Origin of the sequence: Rhizobium sp. PL01 (assembly GCF_033447125.1) — a bacterium.
Taxonomy (GTDB): domain Bacteria; phylum Pseudomonadota; class Alphaproteobacteria; order Rhizobiales; family Rhizobiaceae; genus Pararhizobium.
The window spans coordinates 113725-134340 of record NZ_JAWQUM010000008.1; the positions used below are offsets into that span (position 1 = coordinate 113725).

Below are 20616 nucleotides of genomic sequence, written 5' to 3' on the forward strand. Positions count from 1 at the left end.
GGAGCGGGGGCGGGTGATAACATTCCCCTTCGGCTTTAGCTTTCTCACTGGCAATTGTTCTTTTGCCGCTCGATACTCGCTGGCACCTGCTTGGCGCAGGCCAGGGATCAAAACCGCACGATGGCTCCGAAAATAAAGCTGCAGGGTGACGTCGATGTCGCCGCGCTGTCACCTCTTCTTCGCGGCATGCTTCTGTCCGTTGCCTATGCTGACGGTGAGGGTGGCATAGGATTGACGGCGACCGGCGCCATGAACCGCAAATTCGTGCATTGGGCCGCTGTGAACTTCCTCTGGCCCGACTTCACAGCCGAAGACCTCTACAGCATGAACAAAGTGCTGAACGAACGCGACATGCCGCCGCTCTGGGTCGTGCGGGACATGACCCGCCATCTGAAGCTTCTTCGCCGGAAAAAGGATGTGCTGCTGCCAACCAGACGTGGCCACGAGTTCCTGATGAACCCGCAAGCCTTCTTCGATCTCGTCGCCACGGATTATCTCTATTCCTATGTCCACGCCACCGAGCGCAAAGAAGAGGTCCAAGCTCGGTTACGTTGGTGGCGCATGTTCCTCAATCTTCTCAATATCAAGACGAGAGAGGGCTGCACACCATTGGACGTTGTAAAGATCCTCTATCCAGACATGGCACCTCTGTCCGACACCGAAATGACCCTGGAAGCCTGGGAGCTAAAATCCGATCTCCAATATGGTGTCCTGCGGCGCCTGTGCTGGCTGGGCCTGCTTTATGAGGCACGAGAAGGGCTCACGCTTCTTCAAGACGGAGCCTTCCACAAGACGCCGCTTTGGTCCGCCTGCCTGCAGCTGGAATCAGATACGCAAAGCGACATCGGCGTGCACTGACGATCTTATTCCGCCGCTGTTTGCCTCAATAACGCCTTCTCCCGCTTTGCAATCACCGCCGGATCGTTCATGTAATCTGTCCTCGGCTTGCGGCCACGCTTCTGATAGCCGTTCGCCGTGCTGCCGTCCCGAATGCCGAACATATGATCCGTCTGCCCGGTGCGGCGAGGGCCGCTCTTGCTCCGTTGCTGTTCACGTCCAGCCTGCATCTCGGCGACGATCGACAGCATGTCGTCCAGACGCTTGTTCTCGACGACTTCCGGCCGATGGACCGACCGCAGCTTGTCAAAGGTTCTGTAGGGTAGGGCAAAACTCTCGTGCATGATCTCGAGGCGACCGTCCGGATAATCGCAAACAATCACCTTTCGGCCGGCCAAGGGCCTGGAAATGTCGGTCGGATCGAGAATGAACAGCACCTTGTCGTAGCGCAGCGTCAAAGCCTGCGACAGCGTGCGAACTTCCTTGCGACACATGGCGCCATCAAGGTTCTCGTGATCGGCCAACGGCCGGTGCATGTCCTTCGGATTGCGTGGCTGTTTGCCGAAACGCGCGTTGAAATCCGTAATGAACTCAGGCGCATAGGCGTTAGCTTCCTCGATCGTGTCGATGCCGCGAAGCCGCATCTCCTTGACCAGCCGATCCTGCAATGTCTGGTTGGCACGTTCCACACGGCCCTTGGCCTGCGGGGTGTTGGCACAGATGATGTCGATGGTCAGCTCATAAAGCGCCCGGCCGAATTGTGTCAGGCCGCTCGTCCGGTCCTTCTCCGACGCATGGGTCGAACGAAAGACGCCGTGCTTGTCGCTATAGAAGGCCAGCGGTTTGCCCCATTGCTGCAGATAGGCCTTGGTCGCATGCAGATAGTCGAACGTGTTCTCCGATCCGGCAAAGCGCAGATGCAAGAGCTTGCCGGTGGCGTCATCGATATAAACGAGCAGGGCGCATTTGGGGCCGCGGTTCTCGAACCACCAGTGATGCGACCCATCGATCTGCACCAGTTCGCCAAAGCAGTCGCGCCGGCCGCGTGGCTGGAAGACCCGTTTCTTACGTTCCCGGCGCGAGACCCAGATGCCGGCCTCGGTCATCCATTGCCGCAGCGTCTCCTTGGCAACCGAGATCCGGTGTAGCTCGATCAGCTTCTCGCGCGCCAGCGTCGGACCGAAATCCAGATAGCGCTCGCGGATCAGGTCCAGCGCCGCATTGCGAAACTCTTCGGTGTGGCGCCGGTTGCTCGGCTGCGATCGCTTCTTGGAAACAAGGCCGGCTGGACCATCCCGGTCATAGGCCTGCAACAACCTGTGTACCTGACTTCGACTGAGGTCGAGCAGTTCGGCAGCCAGAACAACGCTTAAGCGTTCGTCACGGATCTTCTGGATGACCTCGAGGCGATGCAATTCTTTCTGCGACATGGTGATCATAAAGGACATGACGACTCCGACTGCTCGTGGTCTTGACCAGGCTGAAGGTCGTCATCCTTGCTCCCAACGTTTGGTTTTGACCAGTGCATAAAGAGGCGAGACTGTCGCATCTCTAACTAGCCCAACTGTCGCATTACTAAATAGAATGTACCAGCCATTGTAATCATTGGCATGTCGCACTTGGAAATAGAATGTACCCGGCTACATGCCCTGATCAGGTAATCTATCTTATGGAACCCAACCAACGACACCCATGACAGCTCAATCAAGCCGGTGTTGCATTACGGCTCGTCAAGCAGCAGCCCGCTCGGGGGGCTGCGGCAGCGCTCGCGCAGCTGGCGCTCGCCGCCCCACGGCATACTTCAGAACTTCTCCGCAAGCTTCGGCTTCCGCCATGATGCATGCGCGTCGCATGGCGGCGGTAAGAGTTTAGCACGCGCGTTCCGGTCTACGGCATCAACTGGCCGCCGTTGACCTCGATGATCTGGCCGGTGACATAGCCGGAGAGTGTTGGAGACGCGAGAAACAGATAAGCGCCGACGCATTCATCTGGTGTGCCGACGCGGCCTTGCGGGACGGTCTTGCGCTGGGCATCCAGCATTTCGGGGCTGGTGTAGCGGTCGTGAAACGGTGTTGCGATGACACCGGGCGCAACCGCGTTGACGCGAATATCATCACCGGCAAATTCCTTGGCGTGGCCGCGGGTGATCGTTGAGACAAAACCCTTTGAGGCTGCGTAGAGAATGGCGCCATTGCCGCCGCCATTGCGGGCGGCGATCGAGGTCGTGTTGATGATGAAGCCGCCCTGTTTCCTCAGCCAAGGATGCGCGGCGCGGGTCGCGGCCAGCACGGAACGGGCATTGAGATTCATGACCCGCTCGTAATGCGCATCGCTCATCTCGGCTGTCGTCACACGGCCGAGCATGCCGCCGGCATTGTTGATCAGCCCATCGAGCCTGCCAAAATGGCTGGCTGCCTCTTCGACCACGCGCTCCGTCACGCCATCGGCGGAGACATCACCCTGAACGAGAACCGCCTTGCCGCCCGTGCTTTCGACTTCGACGAGAAGATCCGCTGCAGCTTGTCTGCTCTCATTGTAGTGGATCGCGACACTTGCATCCTGCGCAGCGAAGGCACGCGCAAGGGCAGCGCCAATGCCGGTCGAGGCACCTGTGATCAGAATTGCTTTTCCAGCGAGATCGGCGATGCGGATCCCATTCCATTGTCCGTCCAAGCCTGTCATTTCTCATCCTCGATTGCCGTCAAGTTGTGGCTTGGACAATAGCGTTCGAAACAGGATTGACCAGTGCCGTCCGAAGGTGACGCCTCCGGACGGTGCGTGCACCGGAACGTTAGCGGCGGAAACCGCCACCGCCGTGGAAACCGCCTCCCCCATGGAAGCCTCCGCCACCATGAAAACCGCCGCCTCCAAAACCACCGCCGCCACCGCCGCCGCCAAAACCGCCTCCACCAAAACCGCCACCACGCTGGAAATCGCCGCCATCGAATCCACCGCTTGAGGGCCGCCGGATCATATCCTGCTGGAACGCCCGCTGGTTGCCGATCTGGCGGCCTGCCCGATCAAGGCCGAGATTGTCCGGCGCCACGGGCCGGATGCGATTTGTTTGCCGCTGGACCGGGGTTACCGCATCATGGTTCTGGCCGATTTTCTGTGTCACGTCAGGATGCTTGGCTGCAAAATTCTCGCCATGCTGTTTCAGATTATCGGTCGACGGTTTTTGCACCGGATCCCAGCCGTCCGGCGTATGCTTCTGCCATTGCCCGTTGTCGCGGCGGTAAACGTTGCCATCACGGCCGGCATAGATGTCGCCGCCCTTGCCGCCTGCTACAAAGCCATGATTGCCGTCTGAGTTGCGCCAGTGAACGTTGCCGCCAGCTGCGTTCGTGCCACCGGCAATATGCGCAAAGTCCGAACCGTGCTTGACGTTGGCCGCCCCCCACGAGCCGTAGACATTGTGACCGCCGCGCGCCATCACGCCATTGCCGGTGCGTGGATTGTAGGCGGCGATGAAACCACGCTCGCCCGCCGGGCCGGAAATGGCACCGCCACGAATATAGGTGCCGGTGCGCGGATTATAGGCTGCCCCACCCGCGATGCCGCGATAGGGGCCATAGGCATAGCCATATCGGCCGAATGTCCCGAACGCGGGATTGTAGAAGGCGCCAACCCCGTAGCTGACGGGACGCGGATAATAGGGCACGTAGCCGCCACCGGCCCAGCCGTAATCCCAGTAGTCGTCATAGGCCCAGCCGGTGCCATAGACAAAGGTGTCCCAGGCCAGATAGGCGCCGAGATAGCCCATCGTGTAGCCATACCAGACGGCATCCGGCTCGGTTTGGTAAACGCGGACATAGGTCGCGTTGTAGACCGGCGACGACGGCGGGATCTTGTAGATCTCGTCCGGCACGGCTTTGGCCACGGTGAACGGACCCGTCGGGCTCGCACCCTGGAACCAGACGCCGTCCTTGAGCACGAAATACGTGTCCCCGACCTTGATGACCTGTTCGTTGGTGTTCACAGCATAGGACAGCGAGGTGCCGTCGATCGGCTGGAAATTCGGCTCGCCGCTATAGGAGACGTCGACCTTCACCGATCCGTCGGTGGAGACGCGGGCTGTCTGCGGAATACTGGCCTTCAGCCGAGCCTCTGCATTTTCCGATGTGCCGGGGACAGATGCACGCACCGAATAATAGGGCGCGTCATCGGGGATATTCTGGAAGTCGGCTGGCAGGTTCGGTGTGGCGAATGTCCATGGACCGTCGAGCGTTGCAGCAGAGAACCAGCGGCCCGACAGAAGCACGTACCATTGTTTGCCCTTTTCATCGTGGAACACGTCGTTGGCAGAGTTCGACGCCCATTTCAGCGCAGTTCCCTTGACGGTCTCCAGCTTCGGCTCGCCTTCGAACTGGATCAGTTCGGCCGGTGTTTCCGAATAGACCACCTTCGGCAATTTGTAACCATCGACCGTCGTCAGTGGAATGGCGGTCCGGGCCACCTTCCAGTTGTCATCGTCAGGCAACTTCGTCAGTGCGTCGGGAAGCGCTGTCGCAATCTGCCAGCCAGCTGCCGGATCCTTGGAGGTCAGCCAAGCCTTGTCGTCGCGCAGGTAATAACTCTTGTCGGCATCGGCCTGGAACAGGTCCCAGTTGGTATTCACAGCAAAGGACAGGCCCGTTACACCCTTGACCGGAGCAAGCACGGGCTTGCCGTCCATCTGGAGAAGGATGGCCGGCGTATTGCTGGTGAAGATCGGCGGCGGATCGGATTTCAGACCTTCAACATCGTCCATGCGCTGATAATCGGCAAGGCTGGCGGTCAGGCGTTCCTCCTGATAGGTCAGATTGCCCGTTGGCATCAGCTTACCGATTTCCAGCGACAGATCAGAGATCTGGCTGCGGTCCAGCGCCGAGAAATTGATCTCAGTCGCTTTGATATTGTTGAGGATGACGGTTCCGGCCTCGGCATCGGATACTGTGTCGGCGCTGAAGCCAATGACGCCAAAGATCGGCTTTGCATCCTTGGTCGCCTTATATTCGGTGGCGATCAACGCCGAAAGCGTCGCGAAATCCTTCCAATCGGTCACCTGGGGCTGGTAGAGCGTAATCTCTGCACCGCCGTCCGTCGTGTAGACGCGTGGCCAGCCTGGGCGGTCCGTTGTTGCGTCGGCCTGGTTGAGATACTTGCCGTTGACGAAGCCCTGTTCACCCTTGACGGAAACAGCGCACCAGGCGCCGCTGTCGTCGCACTCACCGAGATCAACAGTGGTTCCCTCGGCAAGCTGACCCTGGCTACCGAACCCGGTGCCCGGGCCAGAGCGGAAATTCACATTCGCAGTCGTGACAGCAGGGGCCGCAAGAGCGGAGCCGGCCATCAGGGCGGCGGTCATCAACACAAAACCAAGTCTGACCATCACTTTCGTCCTTATCATGGGCATTCAGTATCGCCACGCTCAACTCCACGGCCGCACGGAAACAGGCTTGGAGGCAGCAACATGATAGTCACCATCATCGCCGCCTGTCCCCGGCATTTCCTTCCAGCCGCTGGGCTGCAGGAAAGCGTCCACAGTCGCCCGCCTAAGCCATCAGGCTTTGCCAGGCTGAGCGTTGGAAGTCTGGCACAACGGCGCGCTGCAACAAGTACGTTACAGTTACTTTTACGAAATTCGGAAATCCGCATAGTCCCGCCCAACCGAAACGCAGGCTGCGTCGATCATCAACCGGACTGCGGCCTCACGATTTCTGTGCGATCGCCTTCAACACTCCGGCCTGAAGAAGGTCAGTCATCTCGGGTGTGAAACGGCGCGCGCTCATGCTCCTGTGGAATGCGGTGTCGAAATCGGCGCGATCAGCTCCAAGGCTGAGCAACGCCGATCGCGCTTCATCCGCTTTGCCCAACTGGCCGGCGGAAGCGGCCTGAACCGTATGAACCGCATAATCATCAAAACTCTTCAACTGCTGGGACAGCGCCAGCGCATCCTCGAAACGTCCGAGGCGATAGGCATTCAGCGCGCGGGTCAACAGGCCGTCAGATACAACATTCTGATCCAACTGCGCTGACCGCACGGCAAGGCCCGTGCCCTCTTCCCAACGCCCTGCAGTAAAGAGATAGAGCCCCAGCCGCGCAGCAATATCGCTGTTGTTGGGATTGAGGGCCATCGCGGCATATCCCGTCTCAATCGCCGCCACCGTCTGGCCCACACGAAACTGGCTGATCATCAATGCATATTTGCTACGGTCGGAAAATGGCGAGAGCGTCACCGCATCGCCGGCCAGTCGATACGCTCGGGCGACGAAGTCCGTCGGCGCATCTATCGGGTCTTGTGCAAGCAATATAATGGCCAGTTCCGCTTTCACGCTGGCGTCGTTCGGCGCAATCGCCAAGGTCTGGTCCAGGCAGGTTCGGGCATCCGCCAGGCCCCCGTCATCGCCACGCCCACCCGCCGCGATTGCCCTTAGAGTGCAGCCGTTTCCAAGCGACGGCGCATCGAGTTCGTGCCCTATTTCAATCGTATTGATGACACCACGGGTACCGACAAGTATCCGTGCCAGCCGATTTGCCAGGTTCTGGGCCGGCGGAAAGAAGCTGAATCCGGTTTCAGCGCCGTCTCGATACCTGATAACAGGACTTCGCCGCTGGATACGGCTGTAACCTGCCACCAGACAGAGCCTTCGCTCCCCTTCCCCCGATACCTGAGATCAATATGGTAATCCTCGGCCACCCTCTGGCCTCGCAGGGCCGATACGAGTTTCGGCGCTGTCCACTCGCCCATCGACGCCGCGACCCCGGGACCGGAGGTAGCGGCAAGCCGAACGGTCTGAAACTGCGAGATCGCTACCGTGAGATAATCCCGCATCTTCTCGACTTCGCGCACCGGCATATCCCCATCATCATCCAAAGCTATGGAAATCAGGGGTTTCGGCCTCAAGGAATTGTGGTTCCACGCGTCAAGACCGATCGTCAGCGCATACGTGACAATGCCGATACCGAACAGCAACCAGGCTAGAGCCAGCCCGGCGTTTGCCCCCCAAAACCGTCGGCCTGAGATGTCCCCCGTATCCGCCACAGGATCGGAGAGATCCGGCCCGGCTGTTTCAGCTGGAAGGCCGGTCACATCATTCACCGCCATGCGTGTGAAGACCGGAACATACCGGCCGCGCGGAAGATCGACACGAATGCCGGTGTCGCTTCCGTGGGTGCCATAATACTGCGTCAGTGCGGCGCGCAGCCGGGTCGCTTCGATGCGCACGATGGGGTCAACGGAGGGATCGAAATGCGTGGGACGGCCAAAGACATCCACCGCGATCGTATACGCCTTGATCGTCTCCGATCGGCCCTCGAAATACTCTGTGGCAATGAAGCGCAGAAAATTCTTGTTGCGCTCCGGAGATTGAAAACGGACATCCGCCAGCAGCCGGTCAATCTCCGACTGCGCCTCGACTTGGTCAATATATTCGCAGAATGATCGATCGACTTTACGCTCGTCGCTCATGCCCGCCCCCAAGTTTTTCAACTTAAGGTCACATTAACATACCAATACGGGACATCGGTCAAACGCTCTTTGCTGAAGATCGGCGTCGTTGATCGCCAAAAATTGCGTTGACTGTTTCAAAATTGATAAAATCGCGCCAACCTGTACTTTATTGGAGCATATTCCAACAAAATCAAAATAAAACAAATGGATGCGGGAATTTTCTAGCGCCGGGGCATTTGCGCTGGCAGACAGATTTCGATGACTTCTCCCTCGATCTCCGCGCACAGGATCTCATATTCCCGGATTATCGCACGATCGGCCTTCGGGTCTTTTCGCATGTCCTCGAGAGTGGAGCTTGCGTCGTAGAAGGCATCGCAAAGGCTGAGCAGGCTCGCGTTCTGGACACTCAGGATTTGCAGCGGGCCGCGCAAGGCGGGCAACTTCAGCATCAGCTTCCACAATCCCTTTTGCGCCGTCCCGGTCGACATCGATCTTGTACCTGCGTTGCTGGGCGGATGCATATCAGTCGGTCTCGAATTCCCCTACCGGCTGAGGCTGCGCCCCAAACAGTTGTCACGCGCAAATATCGCCGTTTTCCGGGCGGCGCGGGAGTACGTTACGGTTACAATCGCCGGAGAATATGAGCAGAGACCATTTTAGCCGATACAATGCAGAAAAGGCAGCCGGCGAGTGCGCCGGCTGCCTTTTCGTTTCGATGATGGAGCAGCGCGCGGCTGATTCAGAAATCCCAGTCGTCATCCTCGGTCGCAACGGCCTTGCCGATGACATAGGACGAGCCGGAACCGGAGAAGAAGTCGTGGTTCTCGTCGGCATTCGGCGACAGTGCCGACAGGATCGCCGGATTAACCTTGCAGGCTTCGGCCGGAAACAGTGCCTCGTAGCCAAGGTTCATCAGCGCCTTGTTGGCGTTGTAATGCAGGAACTTCTTGACGTCCTCCGTCAGCCCGACGCTGTCATAGAGCGTTTCGGTATATTTGGCCTCGTTGTCATAAAGCTCGAACAGAAGTTCGTAGGCAAAGTCCTTGATCTCCTGCTGCTTTTCAGCACTCAGCCGCTCCAGGCCCTTCTGGAACTTGTAGCCAATATAATAGCCGTGCACCGCCTCGTCGCGAATGATCAGGCGGATCATGTCGGCGGTGTTGGTCAGCTTTGCTCGGCTCGACCAGAACATCGGCAGATAGAAACCGGAATAGAACAGGAAGCTCTCGAGGAAGACGCTGGCGACCTTCCGCTTCAGCGGATCAGGATTGCGATACTGCTCGAGGATCAGCGCCGACTTTTTCTGCAGATGCTCGTTTTCCTCCGACCAGCGATAGGCGTCATCGACATCGGGCGTCGAGCACAGCGTCGAGAAGATCGAGGAATAGGAGCGTGCATGCACCGCCTCCATGAAGGAGATGTTGGAATAAACCGCCTCCTCATGCTGGGTGATCGAATCTTCCATCAATTTTGGCGCGCCGATGCTGGTCTGGATCGTGTCGAGCAGGGTCAAGCCCGTGAAGACGCGGATGGTCAGTTGCTGCTCTTCCGGCCGCAGGGTCGCCCAGGACTGAATATCGTTCGACAACGGCACCTTTTCCGGCAGCCAGAAATTTCCGGTGAGCCGGTTCCAGACTTCGAGGTCCTTGTCGTCCTCGATGCGGTTCCAGTTAATGGCGCGCACAGCCGTTGGGCTTTTCGCGGCTTTGCCCTTGATTTGAATGTTCATCGTTTTTTCCCGGGGATCAGAGTGCGCACGATACGCAGCCCTGCACTTCCGTGCCGGTCAGCGCCATCTGGCGAAGGCGGATGTAATAGATCGTCTTGATGCCCTTCTTCCAGGCATAGATCTGCGCCTTGTTGATGTCGCGCGTCGTTGCCGTATCGCGGAAGAACAGCGTCAGCGACAGGCCCTGATCGACATGCTGGGTTGCGGCCGCATAGGTGTCGATGATCTTCTCCGGGCCGATCTCGTAGGCGTCCTGGTAATATTCGAGGTTATCGTTGGTCATGAACGAGGCTGGATAATAGACGCGGCCGATCTTGCCTTCCTTGCGGATCTCGATCTTCGAGACGATCGGATGGATCGAGGATGTCGAGTGGTTGATATAGGAGATCGATCCGGTCGGCGGCACGGCCTGAAGGTTCTGATTATAAAGGCCCGTTGTCATGACCGCCTCTTTCAGTGCCTTCCAGTCTTCCTGCGTTGGAATATCGATACCGGCCGTTGCGAACAGTTCCCTGACACGTTCGGTCGCGGGCATCCATTCAGCTTGCGTATACTTGTCGAAATAGTCGCCAGAGGCATATTTCGAGTTCTCAAAGCCCTTGAAGCTTACTCCACGCTCGACCGCGATCCGGTTTGATGCGCGCACGGCATGGTAGGTCACTGTGTAAAAATAGATATTGGTGAAATCGACGCCTTCTTCCGAGCCGTAGTAGATGCGCTCGCGGGCGAGATAGCCGTGCAGATTCATCTGACCGAGACCGATGGCATGGCTATCGTCATTACCCTTCTCGATCGACGGGACCGAGGAGATATGGCTCATGTCGGAAACGGCAGTCAGCGCCCGGATCGAGGTTTCGATGGTCTTGCCGAAATCGGGGCTATCCATTGCGGCCGCAATGTTCAGCGAGCCGAGATTGCAGGAAATGTCCTTGCCCATGTGCTTGTAGGACAGGTCATCGTTATATTCGCTGGCTTCGCTGACCTGCAGGATTTCCGAGCAGAGGTTGCTCATCGTGATGCGTCCGGCGATCGGGTTGGCCCGGTTCACCGTGTCTTCGAACATGATGTAGGGATAGCCGCTCTCGAACTGGATTTCGGCAAGAACCTGGAAGAACTCGCGCGCCTTGATCTTCTTCTTGGTGATCCGGGCATCATCCGCCATCTCGCGGTACTTTTCCGTTACCGAGATTTCTGTGAACGGCACGCCGTAGACGCGCTCCACGTCGTAAGGCGAGAACAGGTACATGTCCTCGTTGTTCTTCGCCAGTTCGAAGGTGATATCGGGAACGACGACGCCGAGCGACAGCGTCTTGATGCGGATCTTCTCGTCAGCATTTTCGCGATTGGTATCGAGGAAGCGCATGATATCGGGATGGTGGGCGTTGAGATAGACGGCCCCTGCCCCCTGGCGCGCGCCAAGCTGGTTGGCATAGGAGAAACTGTCTTCCAGCAGCTTCATCACCGGAATGATCCCGGACGACTGGTTTTCGATCTGCTTGATCGGTGCACCGGCCTCGCGGATGTTGGTGAGCGACAGGGCAACGCCGCCGCCGCGCTTCGACAGCTGCAGCGCCGAATTGATGCCGCGGGCGATACTCTCCATATTGTCTTCGACACGCAGCAGGAAGCAGGAAACCAGCTCGCCGCGCTGTTTCTTGCCAGCATTGAGGAAGGTCGGCGTTGCCGGCTGGAAGCGGCCGGAAATGATCTCGTCGACCATGTCGCGGGCAGTCGCTTCGTTGCCCTGCGCCAGCGCCAGCGCCACCATGCAGATGCGGTCTTCGTAGCGCTCGAGATAGCGCTTCCCGTCAAAGGTCTTCAGCGTGTAGCTGGTGTAATATTTGAACGCCCCGAGGAAGGTCGGGAAGCGGAACTTCTTGTCATAGGCATGATCGAACAGATCGCGCACGAAGTTGAACGAATACTGGTCGAGAACTTCGCGCTCGTAATACCCTTCGGTCACCAGGTAATCGAGCTTCTCTCGCAGGTTATGGAAGAACACGGTGTTCTGGTTGACGTGCTGGAGGAAATACTGCTTGGCGGCCAGCCGGTCCTTGTCCAGCTGGATCTTCCCCTCGTCGTCATAGAGGTTCAGCATCGCGTTCAGCGCATGATAGTCAATCGCGGTTTCCGTCGCCTTCAAAGGGCGTTCGAGCGTTGAGACGTCCAAAATCGTTCCAATCCATGTCTGACATTGGCGACGTCCTCGTCCGTACCCAGAAGCTCGAACCTGTAGAGGTACGGCACCCGGCATTTATCCGAGATGACATTGCCCGCGAGACCGAATGTCTCGCCGAAATTGCTGTTGCCGGCGGCGATTACGCCCCGGATGAGGGATCGGTTGTCCGCATTGTTGAGAAAGCGGATCACCTGCTTGGGAACCGCGCCCTTGCCGTCATCGCCGCAATAGGTCGGCAGGATGAGAACAAAAGGCTCGCGCACGTCGGGCGTTTCCCCGCCACTGCTGACGGGAATGCGGGTCGATTTCAGACCGAGCTTGGCGACAAAGCGATGGGTATTTTCCGAAAGACTGGAATAATAGACGATCAGGCCCATCGCTTTTCAATCCGTGCTCAGGCCATGCTCAGGAAAGCGCGCTGATCTTGTCCGGACGGAATCCGGCCCAATGGTCCTGCCCGGCAATGACGACCGGAACCTGCTGGTATCCGAGGCCGATGACCTTTGCGAAGGCGTCCTCGTCCTTGGAAATGTCGATGATCTGATAGTCGATGCCTTCGCGATCGAGCGCGCGATAGGTCGCGGTGCACTGGACGCAGGAAGGCTTGCTGTAGACGGTAATGTTCATGACGTTCCTCGTGGTCTGTGATGTTGCTGGCGCACGAAAGGTTCCGAGCCGCTGCACGCGGATCCGATCGTCAGGTCTTGTATTGCGATGCTTGCGAGAGGTTAGGCTTGCGCCGCCGATCGCGATCCCACGTCTTGAGGTCTGCGAATTCGATTGACTGACATGCTTTCACCCGAAGCCTGTTTGGCGGACATCGGAAGAACGCAACACAAAGCGGAGTCATTCCGCTGCACATCACGCGACCTTCCGGGCACCCCGCCCGTGGACGTTTTGTTTAAGGCAGGTCTCCTGGCTTGCGGGTCGTGGCGTCCATTCCGTCTTCCCGAAGACTGATGCTTCAGTGACTTGAAATGAAACAGACGCTCGCCGCTTACAGTTGCGGGGGCAGCTCCGGTTTTGTCCGGCCAGAATGGCCAAGCGCACCGTATTCCCTCTTAGCCTCCAAACCTTGCAATTCAGAGGAACCTTGAACACTAGATATAGTATACGATGTGAAAATTACGTCAATGTGTAGATGCCGGAAACCCGCTCCGTGGCGGATAATTTTTGCGGCGTTGTGGATAATGGGGAGTTAATACCGGGGACGGCAATCGGCTGTGGATAAACGGGGCCATCGCCGGGGACAGCCGTTCTGGTTTCCGCTATGAGCCACGCGCCTCGGTCACTGGCCGGCCGTCCGGGCCGACCGATACCATGACGAACTCGCCGCGCGCCGTCAGTTTCCGGCTGCCGTCGAGCAATGTCTACGCCCAAAGCTCAACCGCGACAGTGATCGAACGCCTGCCGGTCTGGACGATCCCGGCGACCATGTCGATGATAGAGCCGACGGGGACCGGATGCTTGAAATCCACCCGCCGCGACGAGGCAAGCACGGTGATCATGCGGCTGTGCCGGGACGCTACGACAAAGGCAGCCTTGGTCATTGCCGCCAGGGCGTCTCCCCCGAACATCTTGCCGAAGCTGTTGGCCTGATCGGCAAAGACGATATCCGTCATTCTGAGTTCGGTGCCGGCTGGCTCCGACACCTCTGCTGCAATCGCTGGCACGTGCCAATCCGGCTTGTCGCCGTCCGGCATCGCCACCATGGCAAACGATCCGCGCGTACACAGGTGCCGCTCGCCGCCGATCAGGTCCTCGGTGATCATCTCCACCTCAACGGTCAAGGATCGCCGCCCGGCCCGAACCGGCCGCGCCACCAGTTCGACCAGCTGCCCGATGCGGGCAGGCGCGCGAAAATCGACGTGGTCGCAGGAGGCCGTCACGAAAGGGACACGTCCATGGCGCGTGGCCGCGATGAAGGCGATCCGGTCCATCAGAGCAAATCCGGCGCCGCCGAACAATGTGCCGTCATGATTGGTGTCACCGGGGAAAACCAGATCGATGAGCCGGGTCTGCGCCGGGGAATCCCCCGGCGCAGTGTGTTGCTTTGCAATCGGCGTCATGAGTTGACTGCACGGCGGCGTTCAAGACCGGTACGCAGCTCCACGGCTGCGGCAACCATGTTGACGAGTGCCGGCTTGACCTCTTCCCATTTGCGCGTTTTCAGGCCGCAATCCGGATTGACCCAGATCTGTCCTGCAACCAGCCCTTCGCTTGCCTTATCGAGGAGTTCGACCATCTCCGCGACGCTCGGCACACGTGGCGAATGGATATCGTAGACGCCCGGTCCGATCTCGTTCGGATAACCACGCCCGGTAAACGCCGTCAGCAGCTCCATCTTAGACCGGGAGGTCTCGATGGAGATCACGTCGGCATCCATGGCAGCGATGGCCGGCATGATGTCGTTGAACTCCGAGTAGCACATATGCGTATGGATCTGCGTCTCGTCCGGCACGCCGGTCGAGCAAAGATGAAAGCTCTCTACCGCCCAATCGAGATAGGCCTTCCACTCCGCGCGGCGCAGCGGCAGTCCCTCGCGCAGGGCCGCTTCGTCGATCTGGATCATCGCCGCACCTGCTTCGGCGAGATCATGGATCTCGTCGCGAATGGCCAGCGCAATCTGCTTGCAGACCGTGCTGCGGGGAAGATCATCGCGGACGAATGACCAGTTGAGGATCGTCACCGGTCCGGTCAGCATGCCCTTGACGGTCTTGGATGTCAGCGACTGGGCAAATTTCCACCAGGAAACCGTCATCGGTTTCGGGCGCGAAACGTCACCATAGATGATCGGTGGGCGAACATAACGCGAGCCGTAGCTCTGTACCCAGGCATGCTGGGTAAAGGCAAAGCCGCAAAGCTGTTCGCCAAAATACTGCACCATGTCGTTGCGCTCGAACTCGCCATGCACAAGCACGTCGATGCCGATCTCTTCCTGCCAGCGGATCGCCTGCTCTGTCTCACGCTCAAGAAAGGCCTGGTAATCGACATAGGAAAGCGCGCCCTTTGCATGCTGCGAGCGGGCCTTGCGCACATCGGCCGTCTGCGGGAACGAACCGATCGTCGTCGTCGGAAACAGTGGCAAGCGCAATTTCTGCTGCTGCAGCTTCTGCCGCTTCGCAAACGGTGACGTGCGTTTCAGCATGCCGGCATCCACCTGCTTCAAACGGCCTGCAACCAGCGGATCATGCACCTTGACCGAGGTCAAACGCGCATTCGCCGCCGCGATCGATGTTGCAAACACCAGGTTTGCCTGGGCGCTGCCGGTATCGAAGGCCTTTGCCAGCAAGGCGAGTTCGTCAAGTTTCTGGGTTGCGAAGGCAAGCCAGGAGACCAGTTCCGCATCAACCGCCGTTTCAAGGGCAAGATCGATCGGCACGTGCAGCAGGGACGAGGACGGCGCCAGCTGCACCTTGGCATGTCCATGCGCCTCGATCAGCGGCTGGATGCGCTTGAACAGCCCGGCAAGATCAGCGCGCCACACATTGCGTCCGTCGATGATACCGAGGGAAAGGACAAGATCCGCAGGTGCCTTGTCGATCAGAACTGCGACCTGCTGTGGTGCGCGGGCCAGATCGACATGCAAGCCTGCCACCGGCAATTTCAATGCGACCGCGAGATTGTCACCGATCGCGCCAAAATAGGTTGCCAGCATCACCTTGAGGCTGGGAGCCGCAGTGCGAAGCGTCTGATAGGCATGCGCGAAAGCGGCCCGTTCGGCATCGGAAAGGTCGAGTACGAGGCAGGGCTCGTCGACCTGCACCCAGTCGGCGCCGGCCTGCGCAAGCTCTGTCAGCAACTTGGCATAGACCGGCAGCAGCCTGCCGAGAAGGCTGAGCGGCGACATGCCATCCTGTGCTGCCTTGCCGAGTTTCAGGAATGTCAGCGGCCCGAGAATGACTGGACGTGTGTGGATCCCCAGCGCCTTAGCCTCAAGAAAGGCCTCGAGCGGCCGGTTGGCTGTCAGCTCAAATGCCTGATCGACCGTGAATTCCGGAACCATATAGTGATAGTTGGTGTCGAACCACTTGGTCATCTCCAGCGCCGGAACGCCGTGACCATGCTCGGCATGACCGCAGCTCGCATGTCCACCGCCCTGACTGCCACGTGCCATAGCGAAATAGGTATCGAGATCCACCGGACCACCCTTCCAGCCATAGGCAGCGGGAATGGCACCGACCATGACGGCGGTATCGAGAACGTGGTCATAAAGCGAGAAATCATTGGAGGGGATGACGTTGATCCCCTTGTCTTTCTGGAGTGTCCAGTTTTTGGCCCTGAGGCCTTTGGCTGTAGTGAGCAGGTCTTCTACGCCCGATTTTCCGGCCCAGTAGCGTTCCAGCGCAAACTTCAGCTCGCGCTTTGCACCAATTCTGGGAAAGCCCAGATTTGCTGTCGTGATGGTCATTTTCCTTACCCCGATTGTTAAGGGCAAGGCACTGGCGGACGCGTTGCAGATTGAACGGGAGACATGGCCTGCCGTTTCGCAAAGCGGCGCACCGGGACACCCCGCCCGTGGACGTTATCTATCGCGGCAGGTCTCCTGGCTTGCGGGTCATCGTCGCTGTCCGGTCTTCCCAGGGCATTCGCGTCCCAGTGACTTAGTTGAACAGAAACTCGCCGCTTACAGTTGCGGGGGCAGCTCCGGCATGGACACCTTGCGGCATCGCACCGAATTCCCTCTTAGCTCCGGATGCGAACTCCGGAGAACCACGATCCGGCAAACATGCGGCAAATGGATAGTCCCGTCAAGAGACATAAAGAAATGCTTATGTCTTTAAATGAAGCAAGGTGCGTGAGCACGGCAATAGCCATCAAAGCCCGGGACACTGCCCTGGGCCTTCGATATTCCGTCACACGACGAGAGCTGTTGCACGTCGGACTTAATCGCGCGACGGTGGCAATCGTAGCTTGAGTGAGGAGCAGCGCGCTGACGGCTCCGTTCGCGCTACAGTACAATCGGATCGTCGCGATCAAGCGCCGCGCGCAGCCTTTCCGTCAGGGCGTTCGACGGGCTCATCGCAATGCCTCCCTGAACGTCACGGTTTCCGCCGGCGGCAGAGACACGCGGCTATCGGGCGCATCGGCGCCAAACAACGCGTTGTGTAGATGGCTGAGCCCGATCGCCGCCGCACCAACAATGGCCGCGCGGGGCCCGAGCTGGCTCGCCTCGATATCGACGGGATAGGGAAAGCAGGTTGGCAGGAATTTGCGGATGCGCTCGATCAGTTCCGGCCGCAGACCGATCGAGCCACCCATGATGACCTTTTCCGGGTTGGCAATCGCCGCAATGGCACTGATGCCACGGGCCAGATATTTCGCCGTCTCGTCCAGGGTCGCTTTGGCATGCACATCGCCGCTGGCCGCCCGTTCAAAGATGATCGGCACCGCCACCGTCTCGCCGGATGCCGCAGCGTAATGTTCCATGATGCCGATCGAAGCTGTGACCCGCTCGAACGCACCGGTGCGCAGCGATTCCGGATCGAAAGGATCGGCACCGAACGGCAGGAAGCCCAGCTCACCGGCGGCATTCATCGCGCCGCGCACCAATTGGCCGCCGACCATCAAGCCGCCACCGATACCGGTGCCGACCGCGATAAAGGCGAGATTGTCGATTCCCTGCCCCTGTCCCAGCCAATTCTCACCCAGCACCGCCAGATTGACGTCGTTCTCCAGGATCACGTCCATGCCGAGCGCCTTTTCGAAGGCGGCGGCAACGTTCATCGTATCGAAATCGGAGATATTCGGCGCAAGCAGGATGCGACCGGTCTTTGCGTCCGGTGCACCCGGTGCGCCGATGACCGCCATGCGGATGCGCTCGCGCGGAATGTTCAGATGATTTGCCGCCTGTGCGCAGAGTTCGGCGATCTGATCGACAACGAACTGGCCCCCACGCCGATCGGTTGCAACCACTTCCTCGGCAAAAACCTGGCAGGCCAGATCGGCAATCGCCAAACGGATCTTCGTGCCGCCGAGATCGACAGCGGCAATATAGGCAGCATTCGGCACGAGTTCATAGGTCACCGCCGTGCGCCCGACATGGCCGCTGGTGCGGCCGGTTTCGCGCACCCAGTCATCCAGCTCCAGTTGGCGGACGATTTCGGAAATGGTCTGCTTGGAGAGCCCCGTCTGCTTTGAAATCGAGGCGCGGGAGATCGGTCCGTTCTGGATGATCGCCTCCATCACGGCCCTTTGGGAAAACTTCCGGGAGATGCGCAGGGTTTCGCTCACAGATATCTCAATTAATTCGTTCTATCACCGATCTAATAGTTTGGATAGAATATGAGTCAACTGTAAAATGAAGTGACAGTCAGGACGAGACAGTTTTCGCCGCCGGAGCAATCATCGCGCCGCGGCATCGGAGGGCCGTTTTTCAGCGCCCACGCACTTGAAATCTGATTCTGGAGGACGCGTTACACGCTAGCCGTGGTTCATGCATAACGTGCGAACGAAGTCGTATAATATTGAATTACATGTAAAATATCAGGCGACGGCACTATATCCCAGCCGTCGCGCATCACGCTCCAATTCGGCGAGCGGCTCATAGTCAGTGTCGGAGAGAACGGCAAAATTTTTCAGGCCGAGAACATCGCGCGCCATCGCCAGAGACGGCTCGGCAATGGCCTGTTGCAGCACTTGCCTTAGCACACCCACCTCCTCGTCTGATGCATCGCCTCTTGTGATGAACGGCAGCCCCGGCCCCTTGACCGTTTCCGAGAGGATACGGACACCGGCAAGACTGCCGGGATCAAATCGCAGCACATTGCCATAGGTGACACAGTCGATCGCCGCGACATCGGCTTTGCCAGCTCCGATGGCAGCAATGCTGTTGCGATGGCTACCGGTTTCGATCACCGAGGAAAAGAACCGGCCGTTACGGGAAAGCGGCGCGACGGCGGCCCGAAACAGGTTAGAGCCGGAATTGCTGCCGGGCTGGTTGATCGCTGCCCGCGCACCGCGCAGGTCTTCAAGGGATTTAGCAGCGCTATCCCTTGCCACGACAATGAAGCTGCGCATCGACGGCCCATCGCAGCCCGGCTGCCCGTAGACCGGCGTCGCCACCAGCTTCACCTTGCCGCGCAGATGCTTGACGTAAGGGAAGCCGCAGGTCTGGGCGAGCAGCAGATCCGGCCGCGTCCAGGCCTGATGGTAGTCCAAAGCATCGTCGAGCGTGGCCGGGACGTCGACGAGCCCTGCCCGCTTCAGGGCCTTGCTGAGGAAGCCCCAAAGCGTAACCGTGGCTTCGGCAAGCGGCGGCGGACTGGCATACATGGCAAGGCTGGCAAGGCGCATTCAGAAACTTTCAGAAGGGACTGGTGTCACTAGCACAATCCGGCCGACGCCGTATCGCCAGACTTGGATGCGGCGATGGCCTCCCGGAGTTGGATGCGCACCACGCGGGAACACTTGTGTCAGGAATGCCTGGGGTGCGTAATGTCATCATGGGGTTTGACGAAAAACCGCCGGGCGATATCCCAGTAGCTGTTGTAAACCAGCCCGCCATTCGTGCCGATCAAGGCTTCGCGGTTGCGGCGGTAGACCGACGGCAGGCGGTACCAGGAAATGCCGGGCTTCAGGTGATGCAGCACATGCAGGTTGTTGTAGAGGAACAGCAATCCGAACAGGTGGCTGTTTTCGACGATCGCGGTGCGCTCCTCGTGCCGTTCGGCATAGCGGTGCTCGGCATAGGACCGCAGCCGCGTCAGCGCTGCACCGAAATAGACAAACCCGAGGAAATACAGCCAGAACGGCATACCGCAAATCACTGTGACCCAGAACAGCACTGCGGCGGCACCGATCATATGCACCGTCCAGATGCGCGCCCGGCTAGGCTCGCCGGCCCGCAGCAGCCGTACTTCCTGCGCCAAAAAGCTCGCCAGCATGACGGCCGGTCCGATCGTCAGCCGTCCGAGCAGCGTCGTGTTCCAGCGGGCAAGCCGTTTGCCTGCCTTCCCCAGCCGCTCCCAGGCGGTCCTGGTAAAATAGGAGGATTCCGGATCCTCGATCGGATCGGTCAGATGCTCGTCGCGATGATGTTCGAGATGGCTTTCACGGTAGATTTCATAGGGTAGCCAGAGCGACAACGGGATTGAGCCGATGGCATCGTTGATACGCTGGTTGCCGGTCGGATGCCCATGGATGATTTCATGCTGCAACGATCCCTGCCAGGCAATCAGCCAGCCGCCGGCAAGCGCAACGACAAGAACCGGCAGTGATTGCCACCAGAATGTCAGCGCCAGAAAGCCGCCATAGATTGTGCTCGCAAGCACGACGGTCGGCCATTCCACGCGGCGGTGCGGGATTTTGATTGTATAGGATGGTGTGTCGGACATGCGCGGCTATTCCCCAAGAGTAGAGAGAAATTACACCGTGACCATTCGTTTAGATAATTAAGTTTATTTCTTTTATAGACTATTAGGAGAAAATCGTTCGTTT

General features: G+C 58.9%; 16 protein-coding genes and 2 riboswitches. Of the genes, 1 reads left to right on the forward strand and 15 read right to left on the reverse strand.

Going from position 1 to position 20616, the window contains the following annotated elements; translation table 11 throughout:
• Positions 1–120: 120 nt before the first annotated feature.
• Positions 121–858 (forward strand): hypothetical protein, encoded by a 738-nt coding sequence (locus R6X40_RS19190; RefSeq protein WP_318415404.1) that lies wholly within the window; start codon positions 121–123, stop codon positions 856–858.
• A 5-nt stretch (positions 859–863) separates the two neighbouring features.
• Here R6X40_RS19190 and R6X40_RS19195 read toward each other — a convergent pair whose 3' ends face one another.
• From R6X40_RS19195 to R6X40_RS19265, 15 genes are all read right to left on the reverse strand, one after another.
• Positions 864–2285: an ISNCY family transposase gene (locus R6X40_RS19195; RefSeq protein ID WP_318415405.1), complete on the reverse strand. Its 1422-nt coding sequence runs from the start codon at positions 2283–2285 to the stop codon at positions 864–866.
• 439 nt (positions 2286–2724) lie between these two features.
• Positions 2725–3519: an SDR family NAD(P)-dependent oxidoreductase gene (locus R6X40_RS19200; protein ID WP_318415406.1), complete on the reverse strand. Its 795-nt coding sequence runs from the start codon at positions 3517–3519 to the stop codon at positions 2725–2727.
• A 109-nt stretch (positions 3520–3628) separates the two neighbouring features.
• Complete coding sequence (locus tag R6X40_RS19205; RefSeq protein ID WP_318415407.1) at positions 3629–6208, reverse strand: SH3 domain-containing protein; 2580 nt, start codon at positions 6206–6208, stop codon at positions 3629–3631.
• A gap of 319 nt (positions 6209–6527) precedes the next feature.
• A complete protein-coding gene (locus R6X40_RS19210; RefSeq protein ID WP_318415408.1) occupies positions 6528–7178 on the reverse strand; it encodes a hypothetical protein in 651 nt (216 codons plus the stop codon).
• A 116-nt stretch (positions 7179–7294) separates the two neighbouring features.
• Positions 7295–8287 (reverse strand): hypothetical protein, encoded by a 993-nt coding sequence (locus R6X40_RS19215; RefSeq protein WP_318415409.1) that lies wholly within the window; start codon positions 8285–8287, stop codon positions 7295–7297.
• Positions 8288–8490: 203 nt separating this feature from the next.
• Complete coding sequence (locus R6X40_RS19220) at positions 8491–8718, reverse strand: hypothetical protein (RefSeq protein WP_318415410.1); 228 nt, start codon at positions 8716–8718, stop codon at positions 8491–8493.
• 290 nt (positions 8719–9008) lie between these two features.
• Positions 9009–9998, reverse strand: coding sequence for a class 1b ribonucleoside-diphosphate reductase subunit beta (gene nrdF / locus R6X40_RS19225; RefSeq protein ID WP_318415411.1), 990 nt, complete (start codon positions 9996–9998; stop codon positions 9009–9011).
• A gap of 16 nt (positions 9999–10014) precedes the next feature.
• Entirely contained in the window at positions 10015–12168 is a 2154-nt protein-coding gene (gene nrdE / locus R6X40_RS19230) for a class 1b ribonucleoside-diphosphate reductase subunit alpha (RefSeq protein WP_412178418.1), read from the reverse strand.
• Complete coding sequence (nrdI, locus tag R6X40_RS19235; protein WP_318415412.1) at positions 12138–12554, reverse strand: class Ib ribonucleoside-diphosphate reductase assembly flavoprotein NrdI; 417 nt, start codon at positions 12552–12554, stop codon at positions 12138–12140. Before nrdI ends, nrdE begins: the two co-directional genes overlap by 31 nt.
• Before the next feature lie 28 nt (positions 12555–12582).
• The gene (nrdH, locus tag R6X40_RS19240; protein WP_060509194.1) at positions 12583–12804 is read right to left on the reverse strand and encodes a glutaredoxin-like protein NrdH; all 222 of its coding nucleotides are present in this window, start codon (positions 12802–12804) and stop codon (positions 12583–12585) included.
• A gap of 260 nt (positions 12805–13064) precedes the next feature.
• Positions 13065–13288, reverse strand: a riboswitch (cobalamin riboswitch).
• Between the two features lie 259 nt (positions 13289–13547).
• The gene (locus R6X40_RS19245; protein WP_318415413.1) at positions 13548–14246 is read right to left on the reverse strand and encodes an acyl-CoA thioesterase; all 699 of its coding nucleotides are present in this window, start codon (positions 14244–14246) and stop codon (positions 13548–13550) included.
• Positions 14243–16588, reverse strand: coding sequence for a 5-methyltetrahydropteroyltriglutamate--homocysteine S-methyltransferase (gene metE / locus R6X40_RS19250; RefSeq protein ID WP_318415414.1), 2346 nt, complete (start codon positions 16586–16588; stop codon positions 14243–14245). Before metE ends, R6X40_RS19245 begins: the two co-directional genes overlap by 4 nt.
• A gap of 107 nt (positions 16589–16695) precedes the next feature.
• Positions 16696–16910: riboswitch (cobalamin riboswitch) on the reverse strand.
• Positions 16911–17196: 286 nt separating this feature from the next.
• On the reverse strand, positions 17197–18411 hold the full coding sequence (locus R6X40_RS19255; RefSeq protein WP_318415415.1) for an ROK family transcriptional regulator: 1215 nt from the start codon (positions 18409–18411) through the stop codon (positions 17197–17199).
• Between the two features lie 252 nt (positions 18412–18663).
• On the reverse strand, positions 18664–19473 hold the full coding sequence (locus R6X40_RS19260) for a phosphate/phosphite/phosphonate ABC transporter substrate-binding protein (protein WP_318415416.1): 810 nt from the start codon (positions 19471–19473) through the stop codon (positions 18664–18666).
• A gap of 119 nt (positions 19474–19592) precedes the next feature.
• Positions 19593–20513, reverse strand: coding sequence for a fatty acid desaturase (locus R6X40_RS19265; RefSeq protein WP_318415417.1), 921 nt, complete (start codon positions 20511–20513; stop codon positions 19593–19595).
• Positions 20514–20616 lie beyond the last annotated feature (103 nt).

Coding starts and splice junctions, on each gene's coding strand:
- R6X40_RS19190 (WP_318415404.1), top strand. CDS start 121: ATGGCTCCGAAAATAAAGCTGCAGGGTGACGTCGATGTCGCCGCGCTG.
- R6X40_RS19195 (WP_318415405.1), bottom strand. CDS start 2,285: ATGTCCTTTATGATCACCATGTCGCAGAAAGAATTGCATCGCCTCGAG.
- R6X40_RS19200 (WP_318415406.1), bottom strand. CDS start 3,519: ATGACAGGCTTGGACGGACAATGGAATGGGATCCGCATCGCCGATCTC.
- R6X40_RS19205 (WP_318415407.1), bottom strand. CDS start 6,208: ATGGTCAGACTTGGTTTTGTGTTGATGACCGCCGCCCTGATGGCCGGC.
- R6X40_RS19215 (WP_318415409.1), bottom strand. CDS start 8,287: ATGAGCGACGAGCGTAAAGTCGATCGATCATTCTGCGAATATATTGAC.
- R6X40_RS19220 (WP_318415410.1), bottom strand. CDS start 8,718: ATGCTGAAGTTGCCCGCCTTGCGCGGCCCGCTGCAAATCCTGAGTGTC.
- nrdF (WP_318415411.1), bottom strand. CDS start 9,998: ATGAACATTCAAATCAAGGGCAAAGCCGCGAAAAGCCCAACGGCTGTG.
- nrdI (WP_318415412.1), bottom strand. CDS start 12,554: ATGGGCCTGATCGTCTATTATTCCAGTCTTTCGGAAAATACCCATCGC.
- nrdH (WP_060509194.1), bottom strand. CDS start 12,804: ATGAACATTACCGTCTACAGCAAGCCTTCCTGCGTCCAGTGCACCGCG.
- R6X40_RS19245 (WP_318415413.1), bottom strand. CDS start 14,246: ATGACGCCGATTGCAAAGCAACACACTGCGCCGGGGGATTCCCCGGCG.
- metE (WP_318415414.1), bottom strand. CDS start 16,588: ATGACCATCACGACAGCAAATCTGGGCTTTCCCAGAATTGGTGCAAAG.
- R6X40_RS19260 (WP_318415416.1), bottom strand. CDS start 19,473: ATGCGCCTTGCCAGCCTTGCCATGTATGCCAGTCCGCCGCCGCTTGCC.
- R6X40_RS19265 (WP_318415417.1), bottom strand. CDS start 20,513: ATGTCCGACACACCATCCTATACAATCAAAATCCCGCACCGCCGCGTG.